15 protein-coding genes and 1 pseudogene are annotated in these 17,522 nt (G+C 61.8%); all 16 read left to right on the forward strand.

Translation table 11 applies throughout. The annotated features are described in order from the left end of the window. A pseudogene (locus tag BHE75_RS23890) lies at positions 1–94 on the forward strand (IS5/IS1182 family transposase); the annotation flags it as partial. Further along, a complete protein-coding gene (locus BHE75_RS03235; protein ID WP_084652896.1) occupies positions 91–642 on the forward strand; it encodes an ABC transporter substrate-binding protein in 552 nt (183 codons plus the stop codon). The pseudogene BHE75_RS23890 and the gene BHE75_RS03235, both read left to right, overlap by 4 nt. Before the next feature lies 1 nt (position 643). Next, complete coding sequence (locus BHE75_RS03240) at positions 644–1,471, forward strand: nucleoside phosphorylase (RefSeq protein WP_070932367.1); 828 nt, start codon at positions 644–646, stop codon at positions 1,469–1,471. An 82-nt stretch (positions 1,472–1,553) separates the two neighbouring features. Further along, positions 1,554–2,213, forward strand: coding sequence for a deoxyribose-phosphate aldolase (deoC, locus tag BHE75_RS03245; protein WP_070932369.1), 660 nt, complete (start codon positions 1,554–1,556; stop codon positions 2,211–2,213). 321 nt (positions 2,214–2,534) lie between these two features. Next, a complete protein-coding gene (locus BHE75_RS03250) occupies positions 2,535–7,097 on the forward strand; it encodes a molybdopterin cofactor-binding domain-containing protein (protein ID WP_070932371.1) in 4,563 nt (1,520 codons plus the stop codon). Between the two features lie 284 nt (positions 7,098–7,381). Next, positions 7,382–7,561, forward strand: coding sequence for a DUF4089 domain-containing protein (locus BHE75_RS03255; RefSeq protein ID WP_070932373.1), 180 nt, complete (start codon positions 7,382–7,384; stop codon positions 7,559–7,561). Then, positions 7,558–8,931: an AtzE family amidohydrolase gene (locus BHE75_RS03260; RefSeq protein ID WP_070932375.1), complete on the forward strand. Its 1,374-nt coding sequence runs from the start codon at positions 7,558–7,560 to the stop codon at positions 8,929–8,931. Before BHE75_RS03255 ends, BHE75_RS03260 begins: the two co-directional genes overlap by 4 nt. Then, positions 8,928–10,508, forward strand: a complete 1,581-nt coding sequence (locus BHE75_RS03265) for a gamma-glutamyltransferase family protein (RefSeq protein WP_070932377.1) — start codon at positions 8,928–8,930, stop codon at positions 10,506–10,508. The genes BHE75_RS03260 and BHE75_RS03265 overlap by 4 nt, the downstream gene beginning before the upstream one ends. Then, positions 10,502–11,743 (forward strand): allantoate amidohydrolase, encoded by a 1,242-nt coding sequence (locus tag BHE75_RS03270; protein ID WP_070932379.1) that lies wholly within the window; start codon positions 10,502–10,504, stop codon positions 11,741–11,743. Before BHE75_RS03265 ends, BHE75_RS03270 begins: the two co-directional genes overlap by 7 nt. A 41-nt stretch (positions 11,744–11,784) precedes the next feature. Next, a complete protein-coding gene (locus BHE75_RS03275) occupies positions 11,785–12,972 on the forward strand; it encodes a pyridoxal-phosphate-dependent aminotransferase family protein (protein WP_084653437.1) in 1,188 nt (395 codons plus the stop codon). Continuing rightward, the gene (gene puuE, locus BHE75_RS03280; protein ID WP_070932382.1) at positions 12,969–13,841 is read left to right on the forward strand and encodes an allantoinase PuuE; all 873 of its coding nucleotides are present in this window, start codon (positions 12,969–12,971) and stop codon (positions 13,839–13,841) included. Before BHE75_RS03275 ends, puuE begins: the two co-directional genes overlap by 4 nt. 23 nt (positions 13,842–13,864) lie before the next feature. Then, the gene (gene hpxZ / locus BHE75_RS03285) at positions 13,865–14,245 is read left to right on the forward strand and encodes an oxalurate catabolism protein HpxZ (RefSeq protein WP_070935437.1); all 381 of its coding nucleotides are present in this window, start codon (positions 13,865–13,867) and stop codon (positions 14,243–14,245) included. A gap of 41 nt (positions 14,246–14,286) precedes the next feature. Continuing rightward, positions 14,287–14,697: a 2-oxo-4-hydroxy-4-carboxy-5-ureidoimidazoline decarboxylase gene (gene uraD, locus BHE75_RS03290; protein WP_254684348.1), complete on the forward strand. Its 411-nt coding sequence runs from the start codon at positions 14,287–14,289 to the stop codon at positions 14,695–14,697. Beyond that, the gene (locus BHE75_RS03295; protein ID WP_070932386.1) at positions 14,694–16,115 is read left to right on the forward strand and encodes an NAD(P)-binding domain-containing protein; all 1,422 of its coding nucleotides are present in this window, start codon (positions 14,694–14,696) and stop codon (positions 16,113–16,115) included. The genes uraD and BHE75_RS03295 overlap by 4 nt, the downstream gene beginning before the upstream one ends. Beyond that, a complete protein-coding gene (uraH, locus tag BHE75_RS03300; RefSeq protein ID WP_070935439.1) occupies positions 16,112–16,453 on the forward strand; it encodes a hydroxyisourate hydrolase in 342 nt (113 codons plus the stop codon). The genes BHE75_RS03295 and uraH overlap by 4 nt, the downstream gene beginning before the upstream one ends. Before the next feature lie 76 nt (positions 16,454–16,529). After that, the gene (locus BHE75_RS03305; protein ID WP_070932388.1) at positions 16,530–17,507 is read left to right on the forward strand and encodes a bile acid:sodium symporter family protein; all 978 of its coding nucleotides are present in this window, start codon (positions 16,530–16,532) and stop codon (positions 17,505–17,507) included. Positions 17,508–17,522 lie beyond the last annotated feature (15 nt).

Consider the following 17,522-nt stretch of genomic DNA (forward strand, 5'->3'; position numbering starts at 1 on the left):
CGCCAAGGACTTCGAGCAGACCGTCGCATCGGCAACCGCGTGGCTGTTCATCGCCTCGATCCAGCTCCTTACTCGCCGCATCGCAAGAGCATGAAATCAGGCCCGATAGTTTTGAATCAGACTCTGAGCAAGATACATCTGGTGGTTTCCCCCAGCACCGAACTGCTCATAAACGGTAGCGTCGACGCCCGAACCGGCTTTACTGTGAATCAGCAACTGGCGCTGGAGCGCATGGGATACAGCACGTCTGCGATCCTGCCTTCAGACTATGGGGTGAATAGTTACGCCGAGGCCATTTTCACCCGCCCGCAAATCCTCAAATCCGACCCCGATCTGGTACGCCGGTTCGTCGCGGCCACCGTGCGCGGTTACGATTATGCCTATAGCCATCAGCAGGAAACTGTAGGCGCGCTGATGCTCGCGAACCCTCAACTCGATCCGGCTCAGCAGGCCGCCCAACTCAAGCACCAGGCCGCCTACATCTACACCGAATTCTCGCGCGCCCATGGCACCTGCGCATTTCAGCCAAGTGTTATTAGCCAGACGCAGGACATTCTGACGCAATTCGGTGGATTGAAGCGACGGGTCGATATCCAGAACATCTATTCCACCGATTACCTGCCATCGAAAAAAGGACAATAGAATGAGCGTTACCGATTCCCCTCTTCACCCGGGCGGCCTACAGATGCATCTGAAGATTCGTCCGGGAGATGTTCCGCGATACGTCCTCACCCCGGGCGATCCCGGTCGCGTACCGGTTCTGGGCAAGGCGTGGGACAGCTACGAGGACGTCGCTCATTTCCGTGAGTATCGAACCGCGCGCGGGACGATTGATGGCGTCGAGATTGGCGCTTGCTCACATGGTGTTGGCGGCCCGTCCACCGACATCGCCATTGTCGAGCTTTCGAACTGTGGTGCCGACACTTTCATCCGCGTCGGATCATGCGCGGCGCTACAACCGGAGATGGAGCCTGGTGACCTTATCATCTCGACGGGTGCTCTCAGGCTCACCGGAACGGTCGATGCCTATGTCGACAAATCCTATCCGGCGATCGCTAGCTACGAAGTCGTAATGGCCTTGATCCAGGCTGCAGAAGAACTTGGCGAGAAGTACCATGTCGGCCTCTCCGCCAGCGTTGACAGCTTTTACGCAGGCGAGGTGAATCAGATGCCGGGGGGGTTCCGGCAGGCTCGCATGGATCATGTGATTGACGACCTAAGGCAAGCGAAGGTCGCCAATTTCGAGATGGAAGCAGCGACGATTTTCACGCTCGCTCAGTTGTTTGGTTTCCGGGGCGGCATGATCTGCTCCGTCGGTGCCAATCGAATCACGGAGCAGCGCGCGGACACCACTCCTTCGATCGCGAGGTGCGCGAAAGTTGCCGCCAGGGCCGTTGCTATTCTCGCGGGGTGGGACAGTAAGAAGGCGGAGAAGGGCAAGGCGTACCTGTATCCGGCCATAGCCGCTTAGTCCCCAGGCCCTTTGTAAACCAAGCATGTCGTAGTTCCGGCTCGCCCTGCATGGGCGGGCCGTGATCCAACAGGAAGAATGAATGTCGCTTACGCGAGAGGCCCTGGCGGCCATGATCGATCACACCCTCTTACGCCCCGACGCGAGAGGAAGCGAGGTGGAGCACTATTGCCGTGAGGCCCTGACCCACGGCTTCAAGGCAGTGTGCGTGAACCCTCTGTACATCCCGCTGGTTGCCAGCAGCCTGCAAGGCAGCACCGTACTCCCATGCGCGGTCGTAGGTTTTCCGCTCGGTGCCGTGCCGAGCGTCCTCAAGGCGTTCGAAACCGAATGGGTCATTCAGCAGGGCGCCCGCGAAGTTGATATGGTGATCAATATCGCCGCCGCGAAGGAAGGAAATTTTGCAGCGATCACGCAGGAGATCGCTCTGCTAAAATCGATTTGCCACGGCGTATGCCTCAAGGTCATTCTTGAGACGTGCCTGCTGACAAATGCGGAGATCGCCTCGGCCTGCCACGGGGCGGTCGAGGCCGGCGCCGATTTCGTGAAGACGTCCACTGGATTTTCTCATGCTGGGGCTTCGCCTGAGCATGTGTCGCTTATGCGCGCCGCCGTCGGCCCATCCGTGGGCGTTAAAGCTTCTGGAGGCATCCGAGACCGCTCACAAGCAGAGGTGCTGATTGATGCTGGAGCCAATCGTATTGGCACGAGTAAGAGCGTTGAACTCATCGGAATAAATTAAGCCAAAGCTTCGTGAACAGCGGTAGTTCTAACGCTACCTCGTCCTTGAATTCGGATACCAAAACCCTACCGGTCTCACAGCAAGAAAGCGATCCACCGCTTGCGCAGAATTGGTGCCGAGCGAGCGAATTGATAGAGCAGGCTGGCCGCAAAATGGCGCTGGTGAATAACATTCTGAGGGCACAATTTCCTTCAGAGGAGCCAACTTCGCGCGTCCGCAAGCGCCGTAATTTTTCAAACCAGGAACAAGCTAGAGCTATTTCCGGCAGGCCCACGCGATTGTTGCTACTTCATTGAAGGGTTACCAAAACAGGAGCGGCAGATGTCGGGTGAGCTTCACTTTATTCTAAACGGGAAAGATATATGGATATCCAACCCCTCGCCCGAAACGCTGCTGGTTGATTACCTGCGGTCGCCTGACGTGGGGCTTACCGGAACGAAGAAGCCATGTGGCCAAGGCGGCTGTGGTGGTTGCACTGTTATCTTGTCCACGCCGATATTTGGCGGGCAAGCCGGGCAAGATGGCAGAGTGGAGCATCGCGCCATCAACTCCTGTCTCAGGCGGCTCTGTTCTCTCAACGGTCTGGCAATCACCACCATTGAGGGCACCGGCTCCATCCCACCCAACCCAAGCCGCTACTTGCTCCACCATCCGACAGGTTCCCGTGCCGGCCCGAGGATAGACGATCCTATCGCGCCAGCGCTTCTCGACACGATCACACTTGCCCGACAGCAGAATGCAACAGCCTCGGCGAGTATTGCAGGGCAAAAAGCGGTGGCAGCTAGCGATCACCCCAATCCCGTCGCTCACGCACTGGCTAAGAACAACGGTAGTCAGTGCGGTTATTGCAGCGTAGGTTTTGTGATGAACATGTCCGAGTTCATCAGGACCAACCCGTCACCGAGCAAGAAAGAGATCGAGGACATATTCGACGGAAATCTATGCCGATGTACGGGATATCGTCCGATTCTCACCGGCATGAAAAGTTTTGCCAAAGACTGGGAGGAAGACCCTGAATCGCAAACGGTAATGCAGTGCCTGGAGGACCCGCCGGTCGATGATCCCCTTGGTAGCACCGTCTCGATCCCCGTTCCGAACAAGTGGCCGAAGGTCATCCCGTTGTCCACGGACGGTGCCGACGGCATTCCGGCTTGGCATGCTCCGACCACTGTAGAAGAACTGATGGTCCTCTGGCAGGACGATTGGTGGAAAAACCCACCGCGCTTCATTCATGGGGGAACATCTTTCGGGATATATGACCAATGGTTTACCCGTGACGATGCTCCGGCGGTAGTTGATCTGCGAGGCATATCGGATATCAATATTGCTCCTAGTTTTGCAGGAGATTCATTCTATTTCGGGGCGACGTTAACATACAGCCAGTTCATAGATCATGTTCTGACCTATCCCGGCATTGGACAGGTAATTGACCCGTCTCTTGAAGCATTGCTCTACATGGCACGTCGTACCGCTGGACGGATTGTCCGCAATGCCGCAACAATTGGCGGCAATACAATGCTCGTGCTCCATAACATCCACGGAGATACGCCATTTCCGTCCGACTTCGTGACAACACTGTTCGCGCTCGACGCGGAGGTTGAATATTATGAAATCGTCCTGCAGCCGGATGGCAGTGCACAGGCTGTCAAGCAGAGCAGTACGCTTGAGGCAATGGTGCAGAAGATCGTCGCCAACCCTCCGCCATCGGAACAGAGTCAGAACCTGCGGCGCTATATTCTAATGTCATATTCTGTTCCGCTAAGCAAAGACAATGGGGTGGTCCTCTCGCAAAAGGTGGCGCTTCGTGAGGTGAATTCCCATGCGATCGTTAACGCGGCTACCAACCTCTCTTTTGGTGATGGCCTCAATGTTGCTACGGCCAGGTTGATCTTCGGCAATATCGCTTCTTTCCCTTGGCGTGCGTCTAGGACGGAAAGCGCTCTCCAGGGCAACGAGCTTTCCCTGGACCTCATAAGCAAACTTTGCAGCATACTCGATGAAGAGGTTCGGGCCGCACTTGCACAGTGGCAAGATGCATTTGCCAATGTTCCTGACGAAGGATTTACGGACAATTACAAAGCCTCGTCAGCAGTCAGCATGTTTTACAAGGCGATGCTGAACGCTCTCGTTAAACGAGGCGGGAAGGTTCCGCCGCATCTGGAATCGGCTGGAAACGAATATTGGGGAAACTGGCCTAGCAGCACTGGGCGCCAATATTATACCGTTCAGGATTTCAAGAAGCCTGTATCCCAACCCTATATTAAAGGTACCGCTCTGGCTCAATGTTCTGGACAGACCCACTATACACAGGAGATCGCGCCACCTCCCCGCACGCTCTATGCGGGCGTGGTTCAGGCGAATGCCGCATTGGGCAAGGCCGCTTTTAAGCGGCCTGGTGACCTAGACGCCACACTGACCATGGATGATCTCTCTGAATATTTACGAGAACAGTTCCCCGAATTTGTTAGTATTATATCATATAGCGACATACCAAAATACGGCGTCAACTATCAAGGAATTGGACTGGATCAACCGCTATTTGCAGACGCCATTGTTCTATATGTCGGCCAATGTCTCGGGCTTCTTATTGCAGAAACAGAAGAGGCAGCGCTAAGAATCACCCGGTTGGTCAATGAGCAGTGCGTGGATGTGACGCAGGCCGAGTGGGATCAGCCTTGGAACTTGCCTGTCCTGACGCTTGAAGATGCCATCGATCGCGGCAGCATCTTCCCGGATTCGCCCGCGACTGCGCCATGGGTGATGCACGTCTGGAAGATTACCCGACCACACAGCCAATTTGATTGGATGGCCACCGAAGATGGCGCTCCGCGACACCCCGATATAGTTGTCGCCGAGCATATCGACGTTGGCGGCATATCCTGCACGCGTATTGCGAATAGCCAACGGACCGGTGGGCAAGCGCATTTTTACATGGAAACGCAGGCGGCTCTGGCGATCCCATCGGACGAAGGGCGCATGGTTGTGCATTCCTCCACCCAAAGCCCACTTGAGATACAGCAGTCTGTCGCAATGGCGCTGAGCAGCCACTATAACAAGGTCAAGATCCAAACTGCCTTGCTGGGAGGGGGCTTCGGAGGCAAGACTGAGCAGACCAGGTTTGTTGCTGCGCCAACAGCGGTCGCGGCCCGCGTATTGAACCGGCCTGTTCGTTTGATCGTGCCGAGAGATCAGGACACGGCCCTCATCGGCAAGCGCCATGCCCTCTATGGCGAATGTCAGATCGCCGTGGACGATGGTACGGTTGACAACAAGAACAAGGGGCTGATCCGCGGCCTTCATCTCACTATGTGGGCCGACGGCGGAGCCTATTATGATTGCTCCTATATCGTCTCGAATTGCATCCAGACGCGCATTGACAACGCATACATGATCCCGAATTTCGAAAGCCAGATCGACGTTTGCCGCACCAACACCGCTCCCAACACGGCAATGCGCTCCTTCGGAGATATTCAGGGAAAGACGGTCCTCGAAAACGCGATCGATGATGCGGCCGCTCAGCTTGGTATTCGTCCGGAAGAAATACGCGAAAAGAACTTCTATGTTCGAGGAGATATGGCTCCCTACGGGCAGGTACTCACAGCCTGTTATATCAAGGAGGTCTGGGCTTATCTCAAGGAGAAATGCGACTACGACAAAAAGGTGTCGGATGTAGAGGATTTCAATAGTAAAAATAAATGGCGGAAGCGCGGCATATCGATGATACCGGTGAAATATGGTTCAGGCTACAACTTCGAGCAGCTGAAACAATCCACCGCCATCATTGTTGCGAACCAGGCGGATGGCTCGATTGTGATCCATCAAGGCGGAGTCGAAATGGGACAAGGCCTGCTGACTCAGGTTCAGCAAGTGGCTGCCTATGTCCTCAACATTCCTCTTGATCTCATTCACGTCGAGAGCCCGCAGACGGATACCACCCCGAATACCACCAGCAGCGGCGCCTCGACGGGAACGCCATACAGCTGCGAAGCAGTGAAGCGCACCGCTGAAATTCTGCGCAAACGACTTATGGATTTCGGATATCAATTGCTAAAGGACAATGGCGACGATTGGTGTAAAGCTCATGGCATTGATTTCTGGAATTATGGCTTGCAGGGCTGGGCGGCAGAAGTCAGCCCTCCGAATATGGCACCCGCGCTTATCTGGCAGAATATTGTTAATCTAGCCTATGTTTACCGATTGGGCCTGACCGCTACCTTTAACATTGATATTCCGCAAGGTGATTTCGACATGCCGGTACTTGGGTTCAAGCCGGCGGACAAGCAGCCGCAAATCCCAGGGATCACACCGAGTTCGACAGATCCGAGCGGGGTACTTAATCAGTTCGTCGGCTACACCTACTCGGCTGCCTGCTCGGTCGTCGAAATCGACGTGCTCACTGGTGAGACGAAAATCCTGAGTTCGGACATCGTCTATGACATGGGCTGGAGCCTCAATCCGGCACTCGACATTGGCCAGGTCGAAGGCGCTTTCATACAGGGAGTGGGTTACCTTCTGACAGAAGAACTGGTCACACAATCGAAGCCCATCGCCGCGAACTACCGTGAGGGCAAGCTCAATACGGTAAACACCTGGCGGTACAAAATACCTGCTCATGTAACCATCCCACTGGAAATGAATGTCTATCTTTTCCCACGCAACGATCCATCGGTCATAAACATTCCGCCTGATGATCAGGGAATTTTTTCGGCCAAGGAAGTCGGAGAGCCGCCGCTCGTTCTGGCTATTTCTGTATTCTTTGCCGTCAAGGACGCGGTCCGCGCTTCTCGTAAGGAGCGTGGCAAACTGGCGCTGTTTCGTCTTGACGCTCCCGCCACGCCGCAGGAGGTCAGGCGTGCATGTGACGTCACATTGAGCGATCTATGAGTTTGGTGCGACTAATTCGGGGCGTCGCGTCAGTGAGGAAAGTCTGCTCCCATGGAGCGGATTCAGTTTTCCGAGCCAATACCCTGTATTGCGGTGCGGCAGTGAAACCACTGCCGCCAGTTGGGGTCTGATACAACCCGAATCGAAGGCGCGGCGTGTCAAACCCTCCACCGCACTAATTTTGGCATCGATGAGAGCGAGAAGTTGAGCTTCTTGGCTGAGAGGACTTTGGGCACATCTATACCCGGTTGCCGACTTGGTGTGAGTGCGGTCAGGGTGAGTAAATGTTGCGCGAGAACCATCCGGAATATGTTCTGGCTACGGCACGGCTGCTGGACTTGACGATACCGCCGGAGTGCATGACGGGGGTTCTGGCTAACCTCGCTCTCCTTTTGAGCCACGCCACGATAGTCGCCAAGGGTGATGATGCGCTGCTCGATCCTGCGGAAGTGCTGCAGCCGTGAGCGCACGTTCGATCATCGCAAAAATCCGCAGCGCCGGAACGGCTTCGAGCTGGGCCAGAGACGCGCTTTGTCATATCGAAGCCGACCGGCATCTCAATTGCTTCACCGCCGTTCTCGAAACACGGGCCACCGAAATGGCCGCCCGGATCGACGCTGAGCCTCATCGCTTTCCTTTGGCGGGTCTACCTTTCGCCGCGAAGGACTTGTTCGATGTCGCTGGCCGGCCGACGCTCGCCGGTTCACGGATCAATCTCGACCATCCGCCCGCGCGGAGAGACGCCACGGCGATCGGCCGTTTGACAGACGCTGGCGCGAACCTGGTCGGTCTGACCAACATGGACGAATATGCCTACGGTTTCAGCACCGAGAACGCCCATTATGGTCCCACACGCAATCCCCACGATCCCACGCGCATAGCAGGAGGATCTTCAGGTGGGTCGGCCGCCGCCGTCGCGGCAGGAATCGTGCCAGCAGCGCTTGGCTCCGATACCAACGGGTCGATTCGCGTACCGGCCTCCCTATGCGGCATATATGGTTTGAAGGCCACTTATGGCCGGCTTTCGCGCGGAGGCTCCTTTCCCTTCGTGGCGGATCTCGATCATATCGGTCCGTTAGCGCGCGACCTCAACCTGCTCGCTGTGGTCTATGACCATCTGCAGGGCCCCGATCCCCTGGATCCGGCTTGCGCGGAGCGACCGTGCGACCTCGTCGCGCCGCTGCTGGAAAGGTCATTGCCGGACTTGCAAGTGGGGGTTCTGGAGGGATGGTTCCGCCAAGGCGCGAGTGACGAGGCATTGGCCGCCGTCGACCATGTAGCCTCGGCTTTTCCGCAAATCAGGAAGGTCGTGCTCGAAGGGACCGAGGCCGCACGCTCCGCCGCCTTCTGCCTGACCGGCATGGCTGGCGGAAGCCTGCATGCGAATCGCTTGAAGAACCGGGCCATGGATTTCGATCCGGCAGTACGCGATCGTCTTCTTGCCGGTCTGATGCTTCCTGCAAATCTCACGTTTCAGGCGCGTCGTGTGCGCCGGAAATTTATGCGGGAAGCGGTAGACCTCTTTCGCGAGGTCGACGTCCTGCTTGCACCGGCGACGCCTTGCACCGCGCCCAGGATCGGTGAATCGACCGTCATGATCGCCGGCCGTGAGATTCCCGTCCGCGCCAATCTCGGCCTCTATACACAACCGATCAGCTTCATCGGGTTACCCGTGATCGCTGCTCCGGTCCGGCTGCCGGGACTGCCGATCGGCGTGCAGATCATCGGCCCGCCCTGGGGGGAGGTGAAGATTTTTCAGGCGGCCGCCATACTCGAGCGCAGCGGCCGCGTCGGTACAACTGCTCTCCCGAGCCGAGGCGAGGCGAGCACATGACCGGCACCAGAGCGTCCAGTCACGGCATCGTCACCGCGCCGCACTATCTTGCGGCGGAGGCTGGGTTATCGGTGTTGCGCGACGGTGGGACGGCAGTGGAAGCCTGCGTCGCCACCGCTGCAACCTTGGCTGTAGTCTATCCGCATATGACCGGGATCGGCGGCGACGGCTTCTGGCTGATCCATGAGCCGGACGGGCATGTTCATGGAGTCCATGGCTGCGGGGCGGCGGCCAAGGCGGCGACGCTAGATCTCTATGCCGGGCTGGATGCGATCCCCTGGCGCGGGCCACTGGCCGCGAACACGGTCGCGGGCACCGTCTCGGGTTGGGCGGTGGCGCTTGGAGGCGACAGCGGCACCCTGCCGCTCGGCCGGCTGCTGCGCGACGCCATCCATCATGCGACCGAGGGCGTCGCCGTCACTATTGGTGGAGCGGGCATCGCGGCGGCCAAGAGCGCAGAACTGCGCGTCCAGCCCGGCGCCTACACCGCAATCTTCGAGCCGGAAGGCCGTCCGTTGACGAAGGGCGACCGTATCCGCCAGCCCGCGCTGGCCGCCACGCTGCACAGGCTGGCAGAAGAAGGACCGGAGAGCTTCTATGCCGGCGCGCTGGCCGCCGACATCGCTGCGGACCTCGCCGGGCTGGGCAGCCCGGTGTCCGCCGATGACCTCGCCCGCCACCGCGCCACCCGGTCGGCGCCTCTGCATGTCGCCATCCGCCAAGGCACCCTCTTCAACAGCGCACCGCCGACGCAAGGCATCGCTTCGCTGCTGATCCTCGCCCTATTCGACCGGCTGGAGGTAAAAGCGGTGGACGGGTTGGCCCATATCCATGGGCTGGTGGAGGCGACCAAGCAGGCCTTTCTCTGGCGCGACCGTCATTGCGGCGACCCGGCCTTCATGAAAGCCGATCCGCAAGCCCTGCTTGACGATGGCGCCGCGCTGGACGCCATGGCGGCGCGGATCGATCCGGCGACGGCCCTGCCCTGGCCGCCGCCGCCGCAATGGGGCGATACCTGCTGGTTCGGGGCGGCGGACGCGCGCGGACAGGTCGTGTCGTGCATCCAGTCGACCTATTTCGAGTTCGGCTCCGGGCTGGTGCTGCCCCGGACCGGCATCACCTGGCAGAACCGGGGCGCGAGCTTCCGGCTGGCAAAAAGCGGCTGGAACGCCCTGAAGCCTGGACGCAGGCCGTTCCACACGCTCAACCCCGCGCTCGCCAAGTTCACCGATGGACGGGTGATGGCCTATGGCACGATGGGCGGCGAGGGACAGCCGCAGACGCAGGCCGCCCTGTTCAGCCGTTATGCGCGCTTCGGCGTGGATTTGCAGGAGGCGATCAGCGGCCCGCGCTGGCTGCTCGGGCGGACCTGGGGCGAGCAGTCGACCAGCCTCAAGATCGAGGATGGGTTCGCCGACGCGCTCTATGAGGAGCTGGCGGCGGCCGGGCATCAGGTCGAGCGCGTCGGGCCGCCGACCGCGACGATGGGTCATGCCGGCGCCGTGGTGCGCCATGCCGACGGACGGCTGGAAGGGGCGACCGATCCGCGCAGCGATGGTGGCGTCGCGGCATGGTGAGCGATCCGGCCCCCGGCGGCGCGCGGGCCGTGGCACGGTGCACCGCACTGGCCGTCGCACCTTATAGCGACATGGACGGCCGCCTTTATCGCGGCTGGCTGACCCCGGCATGGCGCGCCGCAACGGAAAGACTGGCGGAATGGATGGCGGAGGCCGGCATGACCGTCTCCACCGATGCGGCGACCAACATCATCGGTCGCTACGAAGGCACGCAGGACGGCCCCGCACTCATCATCGGCAGCCACATCGACAGCGTGCGCGACGGCGGCTGCTACGACGGACCGCTGGGCGTGCTGCTGGGGATCGAGACCGTGGCCGCGCTCCATGCGGGAGGCCGACGGCCGCCCTTCCCCATCGAGGTGATCGCTTTCGGGGATGAGGAAGGCTCGCGCTTTCCCGCCGCGATGCTGACCAGCCGCGCGGTCGCGGGGACGCTGGACCCCGTTCCCGACATGGCGGATGCGGCCGGCGTAACGCTGGCCGACGCGCTGGAGGCGGTCGGCGCTACGCCGGACGGCATGGCCGAGGCGCGGCACGCTCCTGCGCTCGCCTATCTGGAAACGCATATCGAGCAGGGTCCGGCGCTCGAAGCGCAAGGTCTACCGGTAGGAATCGTCACCGGCATAGCCGCGCAACTACGCTATGTCGTCACCCTCACCGGGACGGCGGGCCACGCCGGCACCACGACGATGCCGCTGCGCCGCGACGCGCTGGCCGGCGCGGCGGAGATGATGCTGGCGGCAGAGCGGATCGCGCGCGACGACGCCTCCGATCTTGTCGCGACGGTCGGGCGGATCGAGGTCGCACCGGGGGCGCCGAATGTCATCCCCGGCCGCGCTGTCTTTACGCTGGACATACGCGCCGGGAGCGATGCCCGGCGCGACGCGGCGGCGGCATCGATCCTCGCCGGGCTCCGCGCGATCGCCGACCGGCGCGGACTCGCCATCGCGATCGAGCAGACCAATGATCTTGCCGCGTCTCCTTGCGATCCGGCGCTGACCGATCTTCTGGAAGCGGCGGTGGCGGAACAGGGCATCGCGCCTTTCCGGCTCGTTTCCGGCGCCGGGCATGACGCGATGGTCATGGCGGCTTTGTGCCCGACGGCGATGCTGTTCGTCCGCTGCAAGGGCGGGATCAGTCACAACCCAGCCGAACATGTCGAGGCCGCGGATTCCGACGCCGCGCTGGCGGTCATGCTGGGCTTTATCGAACGACTGGAAGGACGCGTCTCGTGACTGCGACCTATGGCGAGATCGACCCGCCGCAGCGGCTGCTGATGGGACCAGGCCCCGTCAACGCACACCCGCGCGTGCTGCGCGCGATGTCGGCCGACCTGCTGGGCCAGTTCGACCCGGAAATGACCGCGTACATGAACGAGGTCATGGCGCTCTATCGCCCAGTGTTCGGGACGCAAAACCGCTGGACCTTCCTCGTCGACGGCACAGCGCGGGCGGGGATCGAGGCGGCGCTGGTCAGCATGGTGGCGCCAGGCGACACGGTGCTGGTGGCCAATTTCGGGCGCTTCGGGCTGCTCCTCACCGAAATCCTCGGCCGCATCGGCGCGCGGATCGAGACCGTGGACGCGCCGTGGGGCGAGGTGGTGCCGCTCGGCGCCATCGCCGATGCGATTGCCCGCACGGGACCGAAGCTGGTGGCGACCGTCCATGGCGACACATCGACGACGATGGCGCAGCCGCTCGACGGGCTGGGCCGGCTCTGCGCTGACGCAGGCGCGCTTTCCTATGTCGATGCCACCGCGACCATCGGCGGCATGGAGATCGCCGCCGATCGCTGGGGTGTCGATATCGTCACCGGCGGCTTGCAGAAATGCCTCGGCGGTCCCTCCGGCTCGGCACCGATCACCATCTCGGATCGCGCGGCGGCGCACATTCAGCGCCGCAAACATGTCGAACAGGGAATCCGCCGCGACGACATCGACGATGGCGAGGGCGTGCGCATCGGCTCCAACTATTTCGATCTCGCGATGATCATGGATTATTGGAGCGAGAAGCGCCTCAACCACCATACAGAGGCGACGACGATGCTCTACGGCGCGCGCGAATGCGCCCGGCTGATGCTCGAGGAAGGGCTGGAGGCCCGTTACCTGCGCCATCGCCGGGCGGGTGCGGCGATGACGGCGGGGCTGCGCGCGCTGGGGCTGCCGGTGTTCGGCGACGATCGTTACCGCATGCCCAACGTCACTGCCGCCAGCATTCCTGACGGCATCGATGGCGAGACCGTGCGCCGCCGGATGCGGGAGGATTTCGAGATCGAGATCGGCACCGCCTTCGGCCGTCTCGCCGGCAAGATGTGGCGCTTCGGCGCGATGGGCTACAATGCGCGCAAGCACAAGGTGCTGCTGACGCTGGGCGCGCTGGAGGCGGTGCTGCGCGCGGAAGGCTATTCCTGCCTGGTGGGCGAGGCGGTGCCGGCGGCGCTGGCCGCGTGGGAGGCGGCGCCATGAGCGCGCGCGATCTCGTCGGCTATGGTGCCACGCCTCCACAAGCCCGCTGGCCTGCGGGCGCGCGCGTCGCAGTCAACATCGTCGTCAATTATGAGGAAGGCGCTGAAAACAGCGTCCTCAACGGCGACGCGCTGTCGGAAGGTTTCCTGTCCGAAATGGTCGGCGCCGCGCGCCACTCCGCGCGCGCGATGGCGATGGAGAGCCTCTACGAATATGGCAGCCGCGCCGGCTTCTGGCGGCTGCACCGCATGCTGACCGAACGCCGCGTGCCGGTGACGGTATTCGGCGTGGCGAAGGCGATGGAGGCCAACCCGGCGGCGGTCGAGGCGATGCTGGCCGCAGACTGGGAAATCGCCAGCCATGGCCTGCGCTGGATCGACTATCAGGACGTGCCCGAGGAAGTGGAACGCGCGCATATTGCCGAGGCGATCGCGCTCCATACGAAGCTCACTGGCCAGCGCCCACTCGGCTGGTATCAGGGGCGCACCTCGCCCAACACCGCGCGGCTGGTGCGGGAGGAAGGCGGCTTCGCCTATGATGCCGACAGCTATGCCGACGATCTGCCCTATTATTATCGCGGCCAGTTGATCGTGCCCTACACTCTGGACGCCAACGACATGAAGTTCGTGGCGCTCAATGGCTTCACCGAGGGCGAGCAGTTCTTCCGCTACCTGCGCGACACGTTCGACCAGCTTCGCGGGGAAGGCGGGCGGATGATGTCGGTCGGGCTGCATGGCCGCATCGCCGGGCGCCCCGGCCGCGCCCGCGCGCTGGCGCGCTTCATCGACCATGTCATCGCCAGCGGTGACGCCTGGATCGCCCGCCGCATCGATATCGCCCGACACTGGCTGGAGGTTCACCCGCAATGATCGACCCGGCAATGACCGATGACGTGACGATCGACGATCCCGTGCTTCTCACCGAAGTGACGGCGGCGTCCCACGAATATGAGCGCGCGCTGATGGAAGACGACATCCCGGCGATGGACCGGCTGTTTCACGATGCGCCGACCACCAATCGTTTTGGCGTCGGCGAAGTGCTGTATGGCATCGAGGAGATCCGCGATTTCCGCAAGGGGCGTGGCGGATCGCCGCAGCGCAAGCTGGGGAAAGTGGCGATCACCGTCTATGGCGACCGGTTTGCGACGGCGGACGCGGAATTCTTCCGCGAAGGCTCCGACCGGCGCGGCCGGCAGACGCAGAGCTGGGTGAAGTTTCCGGATGGCTGGAAGATCGTGTCCGCGCACGTCAGCCTTGAGGGCAACACGCATTGAGCGCCCCAAACCATCAGGCATTGTTCGAGCATTCCCCCTGGGTGGAGCAGCGCGCCGACGCACGGGCCTCGTCCGGCGACCGCCATGCGGACCTGATGGCGGTGGTGGCGGAAGCGACCGATGAGGAACGTCTGGCGCTGATCCGCGCGCACCCGGAGCTGGCGGGCAAGACGGCAATCGACCGCACGCTGACCGATGCGTCAGCGGCGGAACAGGCGTCGGCCGGACTCGATCGGCTGACGCCTGAGGAGTTCGCGCGGTTTAACGACCTGAACGCGGCTTATCGGACTCGTTTCCGCTTCCCCTTCATTATCTGCGTCCGGCTGACCGACAAGGCGGGCATCCTCGCCGCGATGGAACGCCGCCTCGCCAACGACCGCGACACAGAAATCGCCACCGCCATTGCGGAGATCGGCAAGATCACCGCCCTGCGCCTGAAGGATATGCAATGACCCTCGCCGACCTCGATGCGCGTGTCGCGCGCGATCTGGAACTGATCCAGTGGCGCGGCCCCGACTGGACGATCGCGCGCGACCGACCAGGCGGCCATATATATGACGTGCTGATTGTCGGCGGCGGACAAAGCGGGCTGGCAGCCGCGTTCGCACTGCAGCAGGAGCGCGTGAACGATGTCCTGATCCTCGACGAAAATCCGCAAGGGCTGGAGGGACCGTGGCTGACCTATGCGCGCATGCGCACGTTGCGCACGCCCAAGCAACTCACCAGCATCGACCTCGGCATTCCCAGCCTGACCTTTCGGGCCTGGTATGAGGCGCAGTTCGGCGTCGAAAGCTGGACAGCGTTAGGCAAGATCCCGCGGGCGCAGTGGATGGACTATCTGCGCTGGTATCGCCGGGTGCTCGCCCTTCCGGTGCGCAACGAGGCAAAGGTGGTGGCAATCGAACCGGTCGAGCCGGTTCTGTTCCGTGTGGCGCTGGCAACCGGCGAAACGCTGCTGGCGCGCAAGGTGGTACTGGCGACCGGCATCCAGGGCGGCGGCGAATGGCATGTGCCCGATTTCGTGAAGACCGCGCTGCCGGCCCATCTCTATGCCCATACGTCCGCAGCGATCGATTATGCCGCGCTCGCGGGTAAAAGGATCGGTGTGCTGGGGATAGGCGCCTCGGCGTTCGACAATGCCAATGCCGCGCTGGAGGCTGGCGCGGCGCAGGTGGATGTGTTCGCGCGGCGCAGCGAGCTACCGCGCATCAATCCCATCCGTTTCATGGAGCGGGTCAACCTGGCACCGCGCTATCCCGCGCTGAGCAATGCCGACAAATATCGCGCGATGGCCGATTTCCTCGCCAAGAACCAGCCACCGACGACCGATATGTTCGAAGCAGCCTCGGCGCATGACGGCTTCGCGCTGCATCTGGGCGCGCCCTGGCTGGCGGTGGAGCAGGTCGGCGAAGGCGCGCGAGTGACGACACCGCTGGGCACGTTCGATTTCGATTTTCTTGTGCTGTCGACCGGCCTGCTCTCCGATCCCGGCCTGCGCCCGGAACTGGCCGCGCTGGCGCCCAGGATCGCGCGCTGGGCCGATCGCTACACGCCGCCTGAAGGTCAGCGAAATGCGCTGCTCGATGCGCACCCCTATCTGGGACCGGCATTCGAACTGCTGCCGCGCGATCCTGCGGATGCAGACCTGCTCCACGGCCTGTTCGCCTTCAACTATTCCGCGCTTGCCAGCATCGGGCTGTCGGCATCGGCACTGTCCGGGCTGCGCCACGCGCTGCCACGCCTTGCAAGAGGGGTCGCCGACCAGCTGTTCCTCGACGATGCCCCGGCGATGGTCGACGCCTTCCTCGCCTATGACGAGATCGAGTTCACAGCGACCTGGCCGTGCGACACTACGGGGGCGGCGGCATGAGTGGCGCGACCCTCTCCACCCATGTGCTCGATACCGCCGATGGCGTGCCCGCCCGCGATATGGGCGTTACGCTTCTCGGCCCGGAAGGTCCGATCGGCGCAGGAAACACCGACAATGATGGACGCTGCCCCGGCCTCGTACGTGCGCCGTTGATGCCCGGTCGCTACCGGCTGGAGTTCGATGTCGCGGGTTATTTCCGGAAACGCGGCGTCTCTCTCCCCGCCCCGCCGTTCCTCGACCTGGTGCAGATCGATTTCGGCATCGCGCCGGGCGGCGGCCATTATCATGTGCCGCTGCTGGTCTCGCCCTATGGCTATTCGACTTACAGGGGAAGCTGATGGTGATCCGCTTCCTCGACGATGTAGCCATCGTCGACCAGCTTGCCGGGCTCGATGCCTTTGCAGCGGGCGCCGCATGATTCGTCGCATTCTTGCTTTTGTCGAACCGTTCATCATTGCACTGCTGGGCACGGTGCTGCTGGCAAGCGTTTTTCCCGCACGCGGAGTCTGGGCAACGGTGGCGGATCGCACCGCGGATGCGGGGATCGTGCTGCTGTTTTTCCTGCATGGCGGCAAGCTGTCACGCGAAGCAATTCTGACGGGGATGCGCAACTGGCGGCTGCATCTCGCAACCCTCGGCGTGACGTTCCTGCTGTTCCCCTTGCTCGGACTGGCGTTCCGGCTGCTGCCCTTCGTACCCGCGACGTTCGCCGCCGGTCTACTGTTCCTGACTCTGCTGCCATCCACGGTTCAATCCTCGATCGCCTTTACCGCCATCGCACGCGGAAATGTTGCTGCGGCAGTCTGTGCAGCCTCTTTCTCCAACCTGTTCGGCATTATCGCCACGCCCGCGCTCGTCGCGCTACTGATGGGCGGGACGACGGGCGGAGTGTCCTGGGCGTCGGTCCAGAGGATCCTGCTCCAGCTCCTGCTGCCGTTCGTTCTCGGCCATCTGCTGCGGCCGTGGATTGGCGGCTTCGTTGTACGCAACAAACAATGGCTGGGGCGGGTGGATCGCGGGTCGATCCTGCTGGTGGTCTACGCCGCATTCGGCGCAGCGGTGAAAGAGGGACTTTGGCAACGCATTGCGCCGAGCGGCCTAGCCCTGCTCACCGTCCTCTGCCTGATCCTGCTCGGCATCGTCCTTTGGATTACGACTCTGCTTGGTCGTGCCATGGGTTTATCGCGCGAGGATGCCGTAGTGCTGCTGTTCTGCGGATCGAAGAAGAGCCTCGCGTCCGGCGTGCCTATGGCGGGCGTGCTGTTCCCGGCAGCGCAGGTCGGGATCGTGCTGCTACCCGTCATGCTGTTTCACCAGTTGCAACTCATCGCCTGTGCATTGATTGCGCCGCGTCTCGCCGCACGCGCCTACGCGGTCGCAACACCGGACTGAACAACGCCCAGGGAG

The organism is Edaphosphingomonas haloaromaticamans, from assembly GCF_001853345.1.
Lineage (GTDB): Bacteria > Pseudomonadota > Alphaproteobacteria > Sphingomonadales > Sphingomonadaceae > Sphingomonas_E > Sphingomonas_E fennica.